We start from the raw sequence: 16,158 nt of genomic DNA on the forward strand, positions 1-16,158 counted from the left end.
GTTAAAAAGGCCGGAGAATCGAGTATGAGTTGCACACTTTCCATAGAACCGAATGATAGGGCAAAGCCCTCGGTAGTTAAGTCGCGGCAACACATTTTTCAAGATCTGATGGCTCGTGCCGACCAGTCGCCCAACAGCGTCTGGTTGGCGCAAATCATCGCCAGTTGGAGCGTCGGCGATGGTGTGCTTCCCGATAGCCTGGGCTTAAGCCCGGCACAATTTCAACAAATGATCGACCGAAATTTCCCCGGTTATCAGCTGGCCACGCAAGCCAGTTCCGGTAGCTGTCTGGATTTCAGTCGCATGTTGGAAAAACAGGATTTGGAAATCCTGCTCGCGCAATTCGCTGCCAATCCCGGTACGGAGACCGAATGGCTGATCGCCATGATCGTGGCGGCCTGTCTGGGCAGCGATCATCTTTGGCAGGATTTAGGGCTGTGGTCACGGACCGATTTGTCGGCCATGCTGGGCTACAACTTTCCGGAATTATTGGTGCGCAATAGCAAAGATATGAAATGGAAAAAGTTTTTGTACAAACAGCTATGTGAAGCGGAAGGTTTGTACGTCTGCCGAGCGCCATCCTGCGAGGTTTGTAAAGATTATCCGCAGTGCTTTGGGCCTGAGGATTGAGCTTATTATTCAGCGCGAAGCACAACGACTCGTTCCCAGAGTGGGGCAATGCCGTTCAGTTAAGAACTTGTAGGTGCGAATTTATTCGCACTACGGGCACCAAAGGTCGAATAAATTCGACCCTACATTCAGCGACTTGTCGGGTTTTGCGATTTGCTGAATAGTTACGTTTTCTTTTTGGGGGCATCCCCATCCGAGTTCGAGCGTAGAAGCTACTTTGACTTTGCTCGCTAAAATTCGGTTGAGCCAGCGGCTTATCCGATCACATCAAACCCAAAATCCGATAAGCCCCTTTCGTGTTTAAAACCACGGTGACTGGTGCGCTGGATTTGTTCTCCCAATACCAGCCGTGCGAGCCTTCGAACGGCGCGCTTAACGAGCCGCTGGATTGGCTATCGGTCGTTTCCTTGTAGCTTTTGAAATAGCCGGTTTTATCGCCTTGCGGTTCGCCGTGAAAATCAAAATACAGTGCCGCGCCGTTGGTGGACCACGAATATTCCAGCGCCGCGCCTTTGGCTAAATGAAATTTGTATTCCAGACCTTCGCCTGCCGGCACCACAATCTTTACCGTATCTTGCCACTGTAAATTCGAAGCCGCTTGCGCGGCGCTCACCGCCACCGGCTGCTCCGCGCAAGCAGCGGCTGCTCCTTGGGCGGCGGTTTTGTTTGCCGAGGATAAGCTGGTTAAACCGGTCATTTCACCAAACCCGGTCGGATCTATGCCATATTCGGCGGGCAACACCGCTGTGACGAGTACAACGCCTGCCAATAGTGTCGCCGACAGGCTGGCGATGGTCAGCGATTTGAGCGATTGAACCGGCGGGTTGCTGTCTTGCATCGAGTTATCCATTGATGATGTACCCCGTGATTTGGTAGCCGAATAGAATTAAGCCGCCGGACATTAATAGAGTGTTGGTGGCTGCGGAAAAGGCGTAATAACTGCGATGACGGCGCCAAAAGTCCAGTGCGATCAAGATAAACAGCAGAGCTAGAAACTGGCCGATCTCTACGCCCACGTTAAACGCCAACAAGTTTTTCCAAAGCCCGGCCGCGGGCAGCGAAAAGTCCTGCAATTTGGTCGCCAAGCCAAAGCCGTGAAACAAGCCAAAAACCATCACCGCCCATTTCGTATTGGGCTGAAACCCCAATAGACGCTGAAAACCGCCCAGGTTGTCGAAGCCTTTATAGACAATCGACAGGCCGATAATGGCGTCGATCAGAAACGGATTGACCGAGATGTGGCTCAACACGCCGCACAGCAGCGTCAAGCTATGCCCGAGGGTAAACAGGCTGACATAGACCAGCACGTCGCGGGTGCGGAATAAGAAAAAAATCACCCCCAGCAAAAACAGCAAATGATCGTAGCCGGTGACCATGTGTTTGGCGCCGATATACAAAAACGGGCCGATGGCGACGCCTTGGTTGGTCAGCAAAAACCGCTCGGTATTGGCATCGACGCCGTGGGCAAAGGCGGTGGAGCTGAGCAGCATTAACAGGAGCGGTAAACCTGTCAGCCAGGTTTTTCGCAAGGTTGCGGGAGTCATGTTTAAAAATTCCAGGTGTAATGGCGCCGAGTATAGTCGACTCGGATACTTGGGTTAAATAGCAAGCACAAGCAAGTGACAGCTTACCGCGTTTATTAAACGGGCCATTAAATTCCTTGGGCGCTGTTTTGATTGAATAATTACTAATTTTTTATCCGTGTTGAACCTTTGCTAATTTCAGGTGATTTACAAGGTAATTGCCCTGCACGAAACGGCCGGTGTTAATCTGTTCCAGCCGATACGGGACGATACTTCTTAAAACAAACGGTTAACGCATATATGACGACAGGCCAATAAGTTAATACAGCATTACCCGACTAATAGTGCCGATTGATCGGCCACCAGTAGCCTTGTTCCAAGGCAAACCAAGCACCAAGGAAATTTATGAACAGTTCAAAAACCAGTCTATCCGGCAACCACATGGCTTTGGCTGTGTTATCCGCGCTGATAGCTTCGCCTGCCTGGGCCAACACGATCAACGTCACCAATTTACTTGATGTAGCCGCTGTGGCGGATGGCAGTTGCACACTGCGCGAGGCGGTCGGCAACGCGAATAGCGATAGCGACACCACCGGCGGCGATTGTCCGGCCGGTGCGGGCGCCGATACCATCACCTTCGGCGTCAACGGCACTGCCGTGCTGAGCAGCACCCTGATCATCAGCGATGTCGATGGACTAACCCTTGATAGCTTGGGCCGCAGCGTCACGCTAAGTGGCGGTAACGCCGTGCGCGTGTTTTGGGTCACACCCGGCGCGGGCTTAACGTTAAAGAATCTGACCGTTGCCAACGGTTATGCGGACCCGCAGGGCGGCGGCGTGTATAACCAATTCGGTAACCTCACCGTGTTGAATAGCACTTTCGTCGGCAATACCGCCACCCGCACCGGCGGCGGTATTGCCAACTACTCGGATACCTCCCTAGCCAATCCCGGCGGCAATCTCACGGTCGTTAACAGTACGTTCTCCGGCAACAGTTCGGTTTTCGGCGGTGCGATTAGAAACTCCGGTATTGCGGCGACGATTATCAACAGCACCATTGTCGGCAATAGAGTGCAGCTACCGGCTTGCCCGCCGGGCTTGTTTTGTTCACTGGAAGACAACGGCGGCGGCATCGAAAATCTTGGTACGCTGAATCTACATAACAGCATCGTCGCCGGCAACACGGCGACGGTGGGTGATGCCGACATCGGCGGTTCGCCAACGGCTGCCAGTTACAACTTGATTGGCTTTCCCGCTACCCTGTTTTACAGATGGAACGGGCTTGGCCCGATTGTGCCGGTACACGGCAGCAACGGCAACATTACCGGTGTCGATGCGAGCACATTGGTCGCAGCTACTTTGGCTAACAACGGCGGCCCGACCCAAACTTTGGCGCTAGTCCCTGGCAGCGCCGCCATTGATGCCGCTGATAACGCACTGTGCGCCACTGCGCCGGTGAGTAATTTGGACCAACGCGGCGTGGCTCGTCCGCAAGGCCCGCAATGCGATATCGGTGCTTTCGAATTGGCAGCTGTACCTTCGGCGGATTTGGCGGTCACCGGCACAGCCAGTGCAGCGATGGTGCGCGACAGCCTGACCTGGACGATTGTGGTTAAAAATAACGGCACAGCCGATGCCTCGGGTGTGAAGTTAATCGATACCTTGCCGGCCTCCGGCTTGTCATCCATCTCCGCAACCGCATCGCAAGGTAATTGCAGTGCGCCGGTCAACGGTAAGATCACTTGTAATTTGGGTAGCCTGGCTAACACCGCCAGCGCCACGGTTAGCGTCAAAGCCATTCCCACTGCTGCGATTACGTTGAGTAATCAAGTGACTGTGCTTGCCGACCAAAACGACAGCCAGCCGCTAAATAACACTGCTACGCAAACGGTCGCTGTTCAGCCGCTATTGTGCAACGGCTTGGTGCCAACTATCGTCGGTACCACAGGTGCGGATACGTTAGTCGGTAGCAAACGCCGCGACATCATCCACGGTTTGAGCGGTAACGACACCATCAGCGGCGCTGCCGATAATGACATCATCTGCGGCGGCCTAGGCCAAGACACGCTGAAAGGCGATGCCGGTAACGACACCCTGAACGGCGAAGCAGGTACGGATAGCTGCGACGGCGGCGCCGGCACCGATACCGCGACTAACTGTGAGGCTAAAACCGGTATACCTTAGGGTAAGCCGGCGCTAAAAGAATAAAAATCGCAATTATTCAGCGCGAAGCACAACAGTTCCTCTCCAGCGGGAGAGGCAGGGTGAGGGGAATCAAAATTAGGCACTTGCGAATTTAATTCTCCTCTCCCCAGCCCTCTCCTCCCGCACCCGCTGGGCATAAAGGACAGGGGTGAGGAGAGCAAATCAGCAACATAGGTTGGGTAAAACAACGGAAACCCAACAGAAACCATCAAAGCCGGCCTCTTTTGCCGGCTTATTTCTTGGGGATGCCCGGATGCCGATTACCCAGATGATCGATGTCGTCCAGGCTCATAATCGGCGAATACATCAGATCATTGATGTCGCTGGAGCGCTCCCAGCCCAATACCATCTGGCCGATGGCGCGTTTGGTCATTTTGATGAAGCGCGATTCCAGTTGTTGGCGGCTACCGAGCGAATTTTCCGGTTCAGAGTGCATGCGCGCGGCGGAAATCACCGAGCAGCGGCGAACTGTGTCGTGATAAGAAAACTGGAAACGAAAATTTCGAGCCCGGCTGTTGATGTCGCGGTTAGTCAGAAAAATAAAATAGGTGCTGCTGTCTGCTTCCGGCAAACGCTGCATCACGGTCTTGGCCTGTTCGAAAATATCTTCCGCTGCGTATTGCTGACCGCCCTGCATCGGCATCAGGCCTTGCGTGCCCATAGCCACTATGCCCTTAACCCACAGACCGAATTCCTTACTCAAATCTCTGCTCATTTGCGCCGCAACATCTTCCGAAAAATCATTCAGTGGAATCAGATAAACATTCACGGGGCCGGTTTTTTCGGTGGCGGCCGGTGGGTAGAGCGAGGCGGTTGACAGGGATTTTGGAGCGGGGGCTGGGTCGGCTAAGGCTAATGGCTGGGTATATTGAGAGTTTGTTGTGCAGCCGGTCAGGGCAACCAACAAAAAAATCGTCATTGATAGATGTTTCATTCGGATTGTCCTGAGTCTACATATGCTGAATTGTCGGCGTTTAAGGGGCGCTTGATTACTAATGGTTGCGGCAATGTAAATACAGCCATTGGCATCAGGCAAATAGCAATTTTTCATTACAGGGTCTTGCGTTCCAGGGGCACGGTATCTTCTCGGCCATCATTCATAAAATCGTCGGGCAATGCGACCAAGGTGTCGAATATTGTGGCAGCGCTGGCGGGCGTTTCTCGTAAGACGATCTCATCACCCCGGCGAAATATTTCCACCCTGGCAGTGTTGAAACGAAATTCCTTGGGTAGCAGTACCATCTGGCTATTGCCGGATTGAAAAACTCGGGTGTAGGCCATCTAGTTCCCCTAATGGATTGTTACGCGAAGTATATAAGTTTTGAGGCATGCGTAAATATTGCGTGCGAATAGCATCTCAATCTGGTGAAGCCAGAAGAACAGCGTCTCATGTTCTTGTTAAATGGCGTGATTTATTGCACGTCTACCTAGTGTCCGGGCGCAATACCCGCTAGTATCGGTCCAACAAAGTAACAGGTGGTTTTGAATATGACTATTACTGAACTACATCAACCAATCTCACGGATTAGATGGACTCAATGATCGATAATAGATTAAAAGGATGGACAAAGCCTTTTGAGGCTCAAATTCGCATTAGAACTTAATAAATGGCAACTACTAATCATATGCAAGCTCCAGAACCCTTGGAACGTCGCCCAGAGGCCAGGGCATTCAAAATCGAAGATTTAATGGCTGAGGTTCGTTTGGGGCGAGTTCGTATCCCGTCTTTTCAAAGACCGTTGAGTTGGGGTCGGAAAGACGCAAGTAAATTGATTGATAGCCTTTATCGTGGTTATCCAGTAGGTACTTTATTATTTTGGGAGACAACTGCGCAAACTAGTGAAATGCGCTTTGGGTCTGTCAATATCAATGCTGCAGAACGTACGGATGCGTGGTGGGTGGTGGACGGTCAGCAGCGTATTGTCTCATTGGCGAGAGTGCTCTTAGCTTCTGAAGCGAATAGCGATGCTTTCGCGCTTTATTTCGACTTGGATCGAATCGAGTTTGTCTCGCCACCGTCGGTGTCCGCGCGAAGCTTAGATCCGACTCGCTGGCTACCTATGACTGAGGTACTGGACTCAGAGTACCTTTTTCAGTGGCTGATGGCAAAGTCATCTATTAACAAAGTCCGCCGTGATCGGGCATTTCAATTGGGCAAACGAATACGTGAATATGAAATCCCAGCTTATATTGTTCGAACGGATAGCGAAGAAATTCTTAGAGAAGTGTTCAGCCGTGTGAACTCCACGGGTAAACGGCTGGAAGCATCCCAGGTTTTCGATGCTTTGCATGGTGCAAGATCTCGTTCGAGACCGGCAACAATCACGGATATTGTTACGGAATTAGAAGCCCTTGGTTTTGGTCGTGTTGAGGAAAAGACGTTATACAAGCTGTTACGGGTTCTTAAAGGCGCTCCGGTTATTCAAGGTGGAAACGATGGTCCATTGCGTTTGACATCTAACGAGGCTGAGCAAGCCTATCAGCAAACGGCGGAAGCAGCGAAACGGGTTATTCAGTTTCTAAAGGAGGAGAGTGGCATTCCCCATTATGAGTTGCTTCCGTATAAACAACCTGTAGTTACATTAGGTAAGTTTTTTAGCTATCACCCTAGCGCAAATGCCCGCTCACGCGATTTACTGGCACGCTGGCTGTGGCGCGGTGCACTGAACGGTTCGCATCAAGGAGACACTGCTTCTACCCGAAAAGCACTTGATCGCATTGACCCGGACAATGAAGAACTGTCGGTCCAGCACATGTTGGAAATGGTTGATCGAAAGCCCGATAAATATCCATCTGCGGCAGAGCCCTTCAATTTTCGCTATTCGGTAAGTAAGCTTCAGGCACTTGCTCTAATGGCACTTGGTCCGCGCGATCTCGAAAGCGGAACATTTCTGCAGCTAGAAGCACTTTTGATTAACGGTTTGAATGACCAAGAAACGCTTTTTACTCGGGTATTTGCCAATAGAACGGCAACTCAAAACGAATTACATACTTCTGTCGCTAATAGGTTGGCTCATCCGCCCCGTAACGGAGGACTGCGCCGAATACTACTAAATGTCAGCAATCCGCATATACTGGCATCGCACGGCATAACAGATATTGCCATGCAAGTCTTGCATGAGGGGAATACGGCGCAATTTCTTCAATTACGTGCGGAACAGCTACAGCTTCATTTTGACCGATTTTTCCAACAACGTACTCGCTGGGACGAGCCTGACCGCCCCTCTCTGTCTTCACTGTTTGTCTCGGACGAGGAGGAATAAATGGAATTTGCCAATACTTTACGGGTTTTATTACACGACATACCTATCGGTACGCTAAGCCTAAACCGCAACGACGGAGGTGAATTCAGATTGCTAGAGTCCTACAAACACGCGTATCCGCGTCCAGTTCTAGGGCAACAGTTTCTCGATAATTTGGAACAGGTTTATAGTAGCCGCTCCCGGGTGCCTCCGTGGTTTTCGAATCTGTTGCCGGAGGGACCTCTTCGAGAATTGGTGGCTAAACAAGCCGGTGTCGCCTCAACTCGTGAGTTTTTTCTACTGCATCGTTTGGGGGAAGATTTGCCCGGTGCCGTTAGGATTATCTCTGATGATGTTTCCATTGAACCCCTAACTGAGCTTGATGAGCAGTTGCTGGTGCCCGACCCGACTGGGGCATGGCATTTTTCCTTGGCCGGAGTTCAGCTCAAATTTTCTGCCCGCCGCAACGATAGGGGGCTTACCATTCCTGTTAGCGGTCAAGGTGGCGACTGGATCCTCAAGTTACCTGATTCCCGCTATCCCAAAGTACCAGAAAACGAATACGCGACTATGCTTTGGGCCAAGGCTAGTGGCATCGATATTCCCGAGCTCGAATTGGTCAATTTAAGTCACATATCCGGACTTCCAAGCGACATTGGTAAGTTCTCGGAAAATTTTGCTTTGGCTGTTCGTCGCTTTGATAGGCCGGCTGCCGATCAGCGGGTCCATATGGAAGACTTGGCTCAAATTCTTGGTTTATATCCTGAAGAGAAATACCTAAAATATAACTACGAAACATTAGCCAAGTTGATTTTGGTTTTAACCGGAGGGCTAGATGAATTCATTCGCCGTTTGGTTTTCATAATAGTATCCGGCAATGGAGATGCTCACCATAAGAATTGGAGTTTGCTCTATCCTGATGGCGTTAAGGCCAAACTTTCACCTGCCTATGATTTACTCTCCACTATTCAATACATGCCAAATGATCAACTAGCTCTGAACTTCGCAAAATCCAAGCGATTCGAAGACGTTGGAATTGAGTCTTTTCGGCGTATGGCCCGGAAACTAGGTGAAGATGAGCTGCGAATGGTCGAGCTAGTGCATGCTTCGCTGGATGCGGTCCTAAGTGCCTGGCAAAATTTTAACGGTGATTTTGGTTACGATTTCAGTCAACGAGATATTATTGAAAGTCATTTCATGCAAATACCGTTGGTGGAAATCAGTAAGCACTTCTGAGTCCAGAGAGGCCCAGCTGGCAGAAGTTTGCTTCTGTATATGGTCCTTCCAAAATTTATTTCGTCGAATCTATCCAATGCGTCGAAATATTCAGAGATATCGATTTCTCCTTTTAAAAGCTTTAGCCTATTCGGCGGTTTCGGAAAATAGAGGTAGCCTGGACGCGCCGAAAACGGCTCAGCGCGTCCAGGCCCAGACAACCCTATTCGTTGTCCTGACAGCCGAAGTGATATTGATAATCCGCGATTGCGCGTCTGATGACCTCATGTGCCTCTTCGCGGCCGTAGACATGAGTAATTTCACAGACGCTTTTTTCGCTGGGTAGATGTTTGTAGGTCAGGAAGTAATGCTTCAAGCGGTTGATATACGATTCCGGGCAGTCGGAGACGTCGCGCCATTGCCGGTAGAATTCGTCGCCTTTCATCACAGCGATGATTTTGTCGTCGGCCTCGCCGCCATCCAGTAACCGAAAACCGCCGATCGGAATGGCCTGCAACAGGATGTCGCCATGGGTCACGCTGCGTTCGCTTAATACGCAAATGTCCAGCGGGTCGCCGTCGCCCTTGCTGACCGGTTTGCCGGATTGGGTGGCAGCGTACTCGGCGATTTTTTCCGCGCAATAACTGCGCGGAATGAATCCGTAGAGAGTCGGAATCATGTTGGAGAATTTTTGCGGCCGGTCGATTTTCAGATAGCCGCTATCTTTATCTATTTCGTATTTCACCGTGTCGGATGGGACGATTTCTATGAAAGCGGTGACTATATCCGGGGTGTTGTCGCCGGGTGAGATGCCATGCCAGGGGTGGGCTTTGTGTTTTATATTCATCTAAGATTCAGGGGCTTTGGGGAATAAGGTTATAAGGATATTTACCAGGACGGGGGCAATGCGCAAGCCAATCAAGCCTAATACTAGTATCTGATCGGGCTTGCGGTAAATGCCTTGAGTTTGTTTATCGAAATTACTCGTCGGCGGCGACTGGCGCGGGCTTGAGCTTCATGTCTTTATTCAGCCGTTGCAGGCGCTTGATCATTTCTTTTTTCATCTGTTCGCGGCCTATCGAGTGCTTCAGGCTACTGCCCATGCCCGCGACTTGATCGGTGGAGCTGCGGATCGAATAAAACACCAGCGTGCCGTCTTTATACGGCAGGCCGCCGGCGACCACTTGGCTGGAGTTGTAGGAATGGCCGACGTAAAACTGCCGGGAAACCACAATCCCACCGCTTTCACCAATGGCAATGACACGATGATTAAGTACGGCGGTGGGCCGGTCTTCCACGCGCCGATTCAACCACAAAAACTGTTCACTGGTATTAGTCGGCAATGTGGCAGGGTAGTTTAGCCAGGCTTGTTGCAATTCCGGAAAGTAACGCGCCCAGGCTTTGCTGTTCACGGCGTCGTTCCGCAGTTCCGCGGCCGGGTCGGCTGTGCCGCCGTCGCGGCTGTATGGGGCTATGCCGGCCAAGCCACTTTTTTTATAGGCTTGCAGGCGTTGCAGTAAAAGTTCTCGGTACTTTTGGTTGGCGGTTTTCAGCAGGGTTTTGTTGTCGGCATCTTCCAGTCCGGCTTGCAGACTTTTCAAACTGTCCAGTTCGGCTTTGGATAGATTGAAATCGTCGCCCGGCTCCGCTTCCAGAAAGGCCTTAGCTTCGTCCAAATGCTTTTCGGTAAAAGCAAACTTCTTAAAACTGTCGACGCTGGCGTTATCGCCCAGCATGCCGGTGGCGATGATGTCGCTCTCGCCGGCGTTGAGTTTGCCCTTTTTGATGTAATCGGCCAGCCGCGGCAAACCTACCGGCATGATCATCGCTACGCCAATAGCCAGTTCTTTTTGACTGGTTTCGCTGACGTCATAACCGATGATTTCGCCGCGTTCCAGTTGCGGGATTTGCGCGGCACTGATGCCGAAGTTCTGTAGCGCTTGCTGTGGGCTAGGGGCGTCTTGAGCGCATGCCGGTTGGTAAAATAGCGCGGCGGCACTTAGTAACATGATGGGGAAGGAAGGTTTGTCTATCAGCATAAAAACTCCGTTTCAATATAGGTATTCTGATAAAAAGTATGAGGCTTCGGCCGAAGATTGCCGAACGCATTCATTCTAAAAACTAGTGTGTATCGCCGCGCGCCGTTTATTTGTCCGAACCGAACAATTTGGAAATACTGGAATCGCCGCGTCCGGCTGGTTTTGCCGGCGTTGGTGCGGGTGCTGGCGGTGGTGTCCGTCGTTGATCTTCCGCGTCGAACAGCCGCGTAAATTCAGAAGCAGGCAGCGGTTTGGAAAACAGATAGCCTTGGCCATAATCGCAACTGGCGGCAGTTAGCAATTCCAGTTGTTGCGGGGTTTCGATGCCTTCGGCTATCACTTTTAAGCCCAGTTTATGCGCCATCACAATAATCGCTTCGCACAGCGCCAGGTCGCTGGAATCGGCTTCCAGATTGCGTACAAAGCTTTGGTCGATCTTCAGATAATCGATGTCGAATTTTTTTAGATAAGACAAGGATGAATAGCCGGTACCAAAATCGTCGATAGCCACTTGGATGCCGGCATCGCGGTAGGCGTATAAATGGTCGCGGACGATATTATCGGCATCCAGCAACAGGCTTTCGGTAATTTCGATGACGACGCATTGCCCGGATAAGCCTAGTTCATGCAAGTAGTCTATCCATTTGCTGTCGCCCAGATTGCTGCGCGTAAATTGTACCGGCGACTTGTTAATACCCATTTGTAAATCCGGGCGATATTGGCCGCGCCACTCGGCAACCTGTTTTGCTGCCACGCGAAATACCCAATCGCCAATATCGACTATCAGTCCGGTCTCTTCGGCCAAAGGAATAAATTCCGCCGGGCTGATCATGCCGCGCGTCGGATGTTGCCAGCGGATCAGCGCTTCGGTTTTATGCATTCTGCCGTTGCTCAGTTCGATTATCGGTTGATAGAACAGGCAAAATTCTTGATTGGCCAACGCTTGGCGCAGGTCGCTGGTCAAGCGCATGCGGTTTTGCGCGGTTTGCTCCATTTCGCTGGTAAAGAAATTGTAACGGTTGCGGCCTTGTTGCTTGGCGGAATACATGGCCTGATCGGCGTTCTTGATCAATTGTTCGGCTTCCAGTGCGTCTTGCGGATAGAAGGTAATGCCGATGCTGACCGAGATGTAGGCCAGTTCCTCGCCCAAACGAAACGGTTCGGCAAGTTGGTGCAAAATGCCTTGCGCGACTCGGTCTATATTGGTTTCCGAGTCCAATTCACCCAGAATGATGGTGAACTCGTCGCCGCCCAGCCGGGCCACCGTATCGACATTACGCACGCAAGCCAAAATGCGCCGCGCGGTCTCCTGCAACAAAATGTCGCCCATGCCGTGACCCAGGGTGTCGTTGATTTCCTTGAAGCGGTCCAGATCCAGCAGCATCACCGCCAAGCTGTTTTTGTCGCGGTGGGCTTTTTTGATTTCCTGATTCAAGCGGTCCTGGAACATGCGCCGGTTAGCCAGGTCGGTGAGCGGGTCGAAATTGGCTTGGCGCCAGATGGTTTGTTCGACGTGTTTTTGCTCGGTAATTTCCGAGAACATCGCCACGCGGCGTTCTACTTCGCCGCGTTCGCCGTAGATGGTATTGATCACCAGCCACTCGTGGTAAATGTCGCCGTTTTTGCGTTTATTCCAGATTTCGCCTTGCCAGTGGCCGGTTTGTGACAGTGAGTGCCACATGGTTTGATAAAAGTCCGGATCGTGGCGGCCCGATTTTAGAATGTCGGTGGAATGGCCTATCGCGTCTTCCGCGCTATAGCCGGTCAGGCGGGTAAATGCCTCGTTGATCGCAATGATGCGATTATCGGCATCGGCGACCATTACCGCTTCACCGATAGCCTGATAAATCATGGCCATCAACTGCATTTCGTGCTCAAGGCGTTTACGTTCACTGATGTCCAGCACCGAGACGATAATGTAACGCCGGTTGTCTATATCGATAGGCGTCAAACTGATTTCCACCGGAAATTCCGCGCCGTCGCCGCGTATTGCGGTTAGCGAGCGGCTGGCGCTCATCGGCCGGGCTTTGTTTTCCTGTAAAAATTGCGCGCGCTGCTCAGGGTGTTTAGCGCGGGCCCGCTCCGGCACCAGTGCATCGACAGTCAGGCCTATCAACTCATCCAGCGCATAGACAAATACTTTCGCAGCGGGCGGGTTGGCGAGTTTGATAATGCCGTTTTCTCCGACTAAAAGCGTGGCTTCCGGCGAACCATCCACAATCTTGGATAATTGCAGCCATTGCAATTGCTTGCGTTCGGTAATATCGGTTTGGGTACCGATCATCCGCAAGGCCTTGTCCTGGGCATCGCGACTGATCACCAGGCCGCGCGTCAGAATCCAGCGCCATTGCTTATCGCCATGTTTGACTCGGTGTTCGTTACTGAAGCGCGCGCTGCGATTTTCCAGATGGGCCTGCAAGTCGGCCATCATTCTGGCGCTGTCTTCCGGGTGTATCGTGGCTTCCCAATTGCGGTAATCGTTGTCTCTGTCTTGTTCGCTAAAGTTCAGAATTTCCATACAGCGCGGCGACAAAAACACTTTACCGTTGGTCAAATCCCAATCCCAGACGCCGTCACCGCCGCTTTCCAACGCAAATTTCCAGCGCAATTCGCTTTCTTGCAATAGTTTTTCCGATTGCTTGCGTTCGCTGATGTCGGTGGAAATGCCGCACACCGCATAGATTTCGCCTTGCGCATTGCGTAGCGGAAACTTATGCGACAAATACGTGTGAATTTTACCGTCTTGATGGGTGAGTTTTTCTTCGAATATCTGCGCCTGGCCGCTATTGACGACCTGTAAGTCGTTTTCCCAGAGTAGTTTGGTGTCGTCGCCCGGAAATAAATCGATATCCCGCTTGCCTCTGACGGTCTCGTTATCCACCGCGAACAGTTTTTCAAATTGGCGGTTGATCAGCTGATATTGGCCTTGCAGGTCTTTGCTGTAAATCACCGTGGGCGTATTGTCCAGAATGCTTTGAAAGCGTAATTCGCTGACCGACAGGGATTTGCCGAACTCGATGTTTAAGGATTCGTCCTTGACCAGTTCGATAACGCCGACAATACGGTCCTGGTCGTCACGTAAGGGCATTTGCATCGAACTGATCCAGCGGCCGTTGCCGGAGGTAAATGGGGTCTGATAGACCGTTTCGCCTGTCAATGCCTTTTGAATGCCTCCAGGAATCGGCGTTTGCGCCAGCCAGGGAAATAATTCAATCGGTGTTTTCCCCAGGCAAGCGGCTTGCGGCCGTCCCGTCAGGGTTTCCATAAAACGATTCCAGAGTTCGATACGGCCATGCAGATCGTAAACAATCACGCCTTCCTGGACCGAACGCAGAATGTGTTTGTTGAAATCGCCGAGGGCTTTGCTGAATTGTTCGGATCGCTGGTACCGCTCTATGGCCAGCGCCAGGGAAACACCGACGCTGGATAGCACCAGCAAAAATGACCATTGCAGCAATAAGCCGGTTTCACTGCTGTCGGCTGCAAAAAATCCTACCTGAAAAATCGCGCCGAACATGCTTTGCAGCATCACCATGACTATCAATAACAAGGTGCCGTGTAAGCCAAAATGCATGGCGCCATAAACCAGAAAAGCGAACATATAAAAGGCTTTGCCGTATTCTCCTAGATCCAGCGGCCACGCCAAGAAAATGATTTGCCCCGCCAGAAACGCTGTGGAGGCATAAAGAAATGCCCGGCAGACTTGTAGCAGGCTCCAGTTAAAACTTGGCGGTTGCCGCCAGACCAGGATAAGGGGGGTGACAATCGCGATACCCAATACGTCGCCCATCCACCAATGTGCGAAGTTGGCTGTCCATTGCGGCGGCATTATTACCTCGAAATGCAATAGAGCGAAGGACCCCGTGGTTGCCGCCACTACCGACGCCAAGGCGCCGACGAACAATGTGCGCAAGTAGTCTTGCGGTTGTTGCAGTTTGCGAATATTGCCGAGCAAATAGCTGCCGGTTAGCGCTGCAAGGCTATTGCCGCAAGCGATAGGCAACGCCTGTTGCAAGGGATTGCCCGCCCATAGATTGCCGAGCAAAGCGCCGAGGAACACGCCGGGCCAGAATTTTTTGCCGCCTAACAACAAGGCCGCCAACGCAATGCCGGAGGGTGGCCAGATGATGGAAACGACGTGATTGGCGGCGAAAAACATCAGCACCAGTTTGGCAACGACTGCATAAGCAACCGCGAGGCCAATAAGCCGGACTAGTTCTGCATTGGAAAAGGTCGAGAATCGGCGCAAGAGATTACCTTGATTTATTGAAAGCTTACGAATAGACAAACAAAATATCTCGGTTTATCTCACGAAATGCAAGGTTTTGTCACGGGCTAAGTGCTGGGATTTTGGCGCATTCCTAACGGATGAAAGGTGGCTTTGTGCCGGTGATTCACCAGCGCCGGTTTGTGTTTAGACGCCCAAATTTTCAACTTCCACCGCCACTTTCAATTCGTGGTTCTGTCCGCCGAAAATCACTCCTTTCAACGGCGTGACATCGCTATAATCGCGGCCCCAGGCGACGATGATGTGCCGGTCGCCCGGCAATTGATTGTTGGTGGGGTCGAAATCCATCCAGCCCAGGTCGGGTAAGTACACGGAGAACCAGGCATGCGAAGCGTCGGCGCCTACCAGTTTTTTCTTGCCGGGCGGCGGCAGGGTTTCGATATAGCCGCTGACATAGCGGGCCGCCAGGCCTTGCGAACGGATGCAGCCTATGGCCAGATGGGCGAAATCCTGACAGACGCCGCGCCGATGTTGCAGGACGGTGGTCAGCGGGGTAGCCAGATTGGTAAATTCCGGATCGAAGGTGAAGTCGCGGTGGATACGTTGCATCAAATCGTGTATCGCTTCAATCAGTGCCTTGCCGGGTGTGAAGGACGCTTGCGCATAGCCGGCCAGTTCCGCATCGGCGGAGACGAACGGCGAATCCAGCGCAAATTGCCGGGCCTCCAGGAGCGGCTCACTCCTGTCGTTCCAGAGTGCTTCCCTGACCAATTCCCAGCTCATGCCGTGACTAAAGTCCAACTGCACCGGTTGCGGAAAAATCTGCACTTCGCTGCTGGCGGTGACTACAAACTCCCGATGCGGCTCGCGGATCGAAAACCAGGCGACTTGATTGCCGAAAAAATCGGTACGGGTCCGATAGTCGCAAGGCAAGGGGGTGATTTTCAGCTGCGAGCTGAGTAATTGTTGGTTCGGACAAGGACGCGGCTGCATCCTGACTTCGTTGTAGGACAAGCCCACGGCTTGTTGGTAACGGTAGGTAGTGGTATGGGTAACCCGATAACGCATGGTGACTC

At 51.8% G+C, this 16,158-nt stretch carries 12 protein-coding genes; 4 read left to right on the forward strand and 8 right to left on the reverse strand.

Translation table 11 applies throughout. The features are described from left to right. Nucleotides 1-24 precede the first annotated feature (24 nt). Nucleotides 25-630 (forward strand): nitrogen fixation protein NifQ, encoded by a 606-nt coding sequence (locus NP589_RS05265; RefSeq protein ID WP_256606045.1) that lies wholly within the window; start codon nucleotides 25-27, stop codon nucleotides 628-630. A 262-nt stretch (nucleotides 631-892) separates the two neighbouring features. Here NP589_RS05265 and NP589_RS05270 read toward each other — a convergent pair whose 3' ends face one another. Both NP589_RS05270 and NP589_RS05275 read right to left on the reverse strand, forming a co-directional pair. Then, nucleotides 893-1,468: a hypothetical protein gene (locus tag NP589_RS05270; protein WP_256606046.1), complete on the reverse strand. Its 576-nt coding sequence runs from the start codon at nucleotides 1,466-1,468 to the stop codon at nucleotides 893-895. A 4-nt stretch (nucleotides 1,469-1,472) separates the two neighbouring features. Beyond that, nucleotides 1,473-2,174 (reverse strand): HupE/UreJ family protein, encoded by a 702-nt coding sequence (locus tag NP589_RS05275; protein WP_256606047.1) that lies wholly within the window; start codon nucleotides 2,172-2,174, stop codon nucleotides 1,473-1,475. 384 nt (nucleotides 2,175-2,558) lie between these two features. Here NP589_RS05275 and NP589_RS05280 point away from each other — a divergent pair, with 384 nt between their 5' ends. Then, nucleotides 2,559-4,337 carry a choice-of-anchor Q domain-containing protein gene (locus NP589_RS05280; RefSeq protein WP_256606048.1) on the forward strand — a complete coding sequence of 593 codons (1,779 nt, stop codon included), beginning with the start codon at nucleotides 2,559-2,561 and terminating at the stop codon, nucleotides 4,335-4,337. 253 nt (nucleotides 4,338-4,590) lie between these two features. Here NP589_RS05280 and NP589_RS05285 read toward each other — a convergent pair whose 3' ends face one another. Together NP589_RS05285 and NP589_RS05290 are read right to left on the reverse strand one after the other, a co-directional pair. Beyond that, nucleotides 4,591-5,292: a hypothetical protein gene (locus tag NP589_RS05285; RefSeq protein WP_256606049.1), complete on the reverse strand. Its 702-nt coding sequence runs from the start codon at nucleotides 5,290-5,292 to the stop codon at nucleotides 4,591-4,593. A 116-nt stretch (nucleotides 5,293-5,408) separates the two neighbouring features. After that, entirely contained in the window at nucleotides 5,409-5,639 is a 231-nt protein-coding gene (locus NP589_RS05290) for an antitoxin (RefSeq protein WP_256606050.1), read from the reverse strand. A gap of 326 nt (nucleotides 5,640-5,965) precedes the next feature. Here NP589_RS05290 and NP589_RS05295 point away from each other — a divergent pair, with 326 nt between their 5' ends. Then, nucleotides 5,966-7,621: a GmrSD restriction endonuclease domain-containing protein gene (locus NP589_RS05295; protein WP_256606051.1), complete on the forward strand. Its 1,656-nt coding sequence runs from the start codon at nucleotides 5,966-5,968 to the stop codon at nucleotides 7,619-7,621. Beyond that, on the forward strand, nucleotides 7,622-8,836 hold the full coding sequence (locus NP589_RS05300; protein ID WP_256606052.1) for a type II toxin-antitoxin system HipA family toxin: 1,215 nt from the start codon (nucleotides 7,622-7,624) through the stop codon (nucleotides 8,834-8,836). Between the two features lie 202 nt (nucleotides 8,837-9,038). Here the strand turns inward: NP589_RS05300 and NP589_RS05305 are convergent, their stop codons facing one another. From NP589_RS05305 to NP589_RS05320, 4 genes are all read right to left on the reverse strand, one after another. Continuing rightward, complete coding sequence (locus NP589_RS05305; RefSeq protein WP_256606053.1) at nucleotides 9,039-9,662, reverse strand: inorganic pyrophosphatase; 624 nt, start codon at nucleotides 9,660-9,662, stop codon at nucleotides 9,039-9,041. 133 nt (nucleotides 9,663-9,795) lie between these two features. Then, nucleotides 9,796-10,854, reverse strand: a complete 1,059-nt coding sequence (locus tag NP589_RS05310) for a hypothetical protein (protein WP_256606054.1) — start codon at nucleotides 10,852-10,854, stop codon at nucleotides 9,796-9,798. 106 nt (nucleotides 10,855-10,960) lie between these two features. Continuing rightward, entirely contained in the window at nucleotides 10,961-15,103 is a 4,143-nt protein-coding gene (locus tag NP589_RS05315; RefSeq protein WP_256606055.1) for an EAL domain-containing protein, read from the reverse strand. 165 nt (nucleotides 15,104-15,268) lie between these two features. After that, complete coding sequence (locus NP589_RS05320; protein WP_064009809.1) at nucleotides 15,269-16,150, reverse strand: transglutaminase family protein; 882 nt, start codon at nucleotides 16,148-16,150, stop codon at nucleotides 15,269-15,271. Between the last annotated feature and the right edge of the window lie 8 nt (nucleotides 16,151-16,158).

Source organism: Methylomonas rosea (assembly GCF_024505055.1).
In the GTDB taxonomy this organism is placed as follows: Bacteria; Pseudomonadota; Gammaproteobacteria; order Methylococcales; family Methylomonadaceae; genus Methylomonas; species Methylomonas rosea.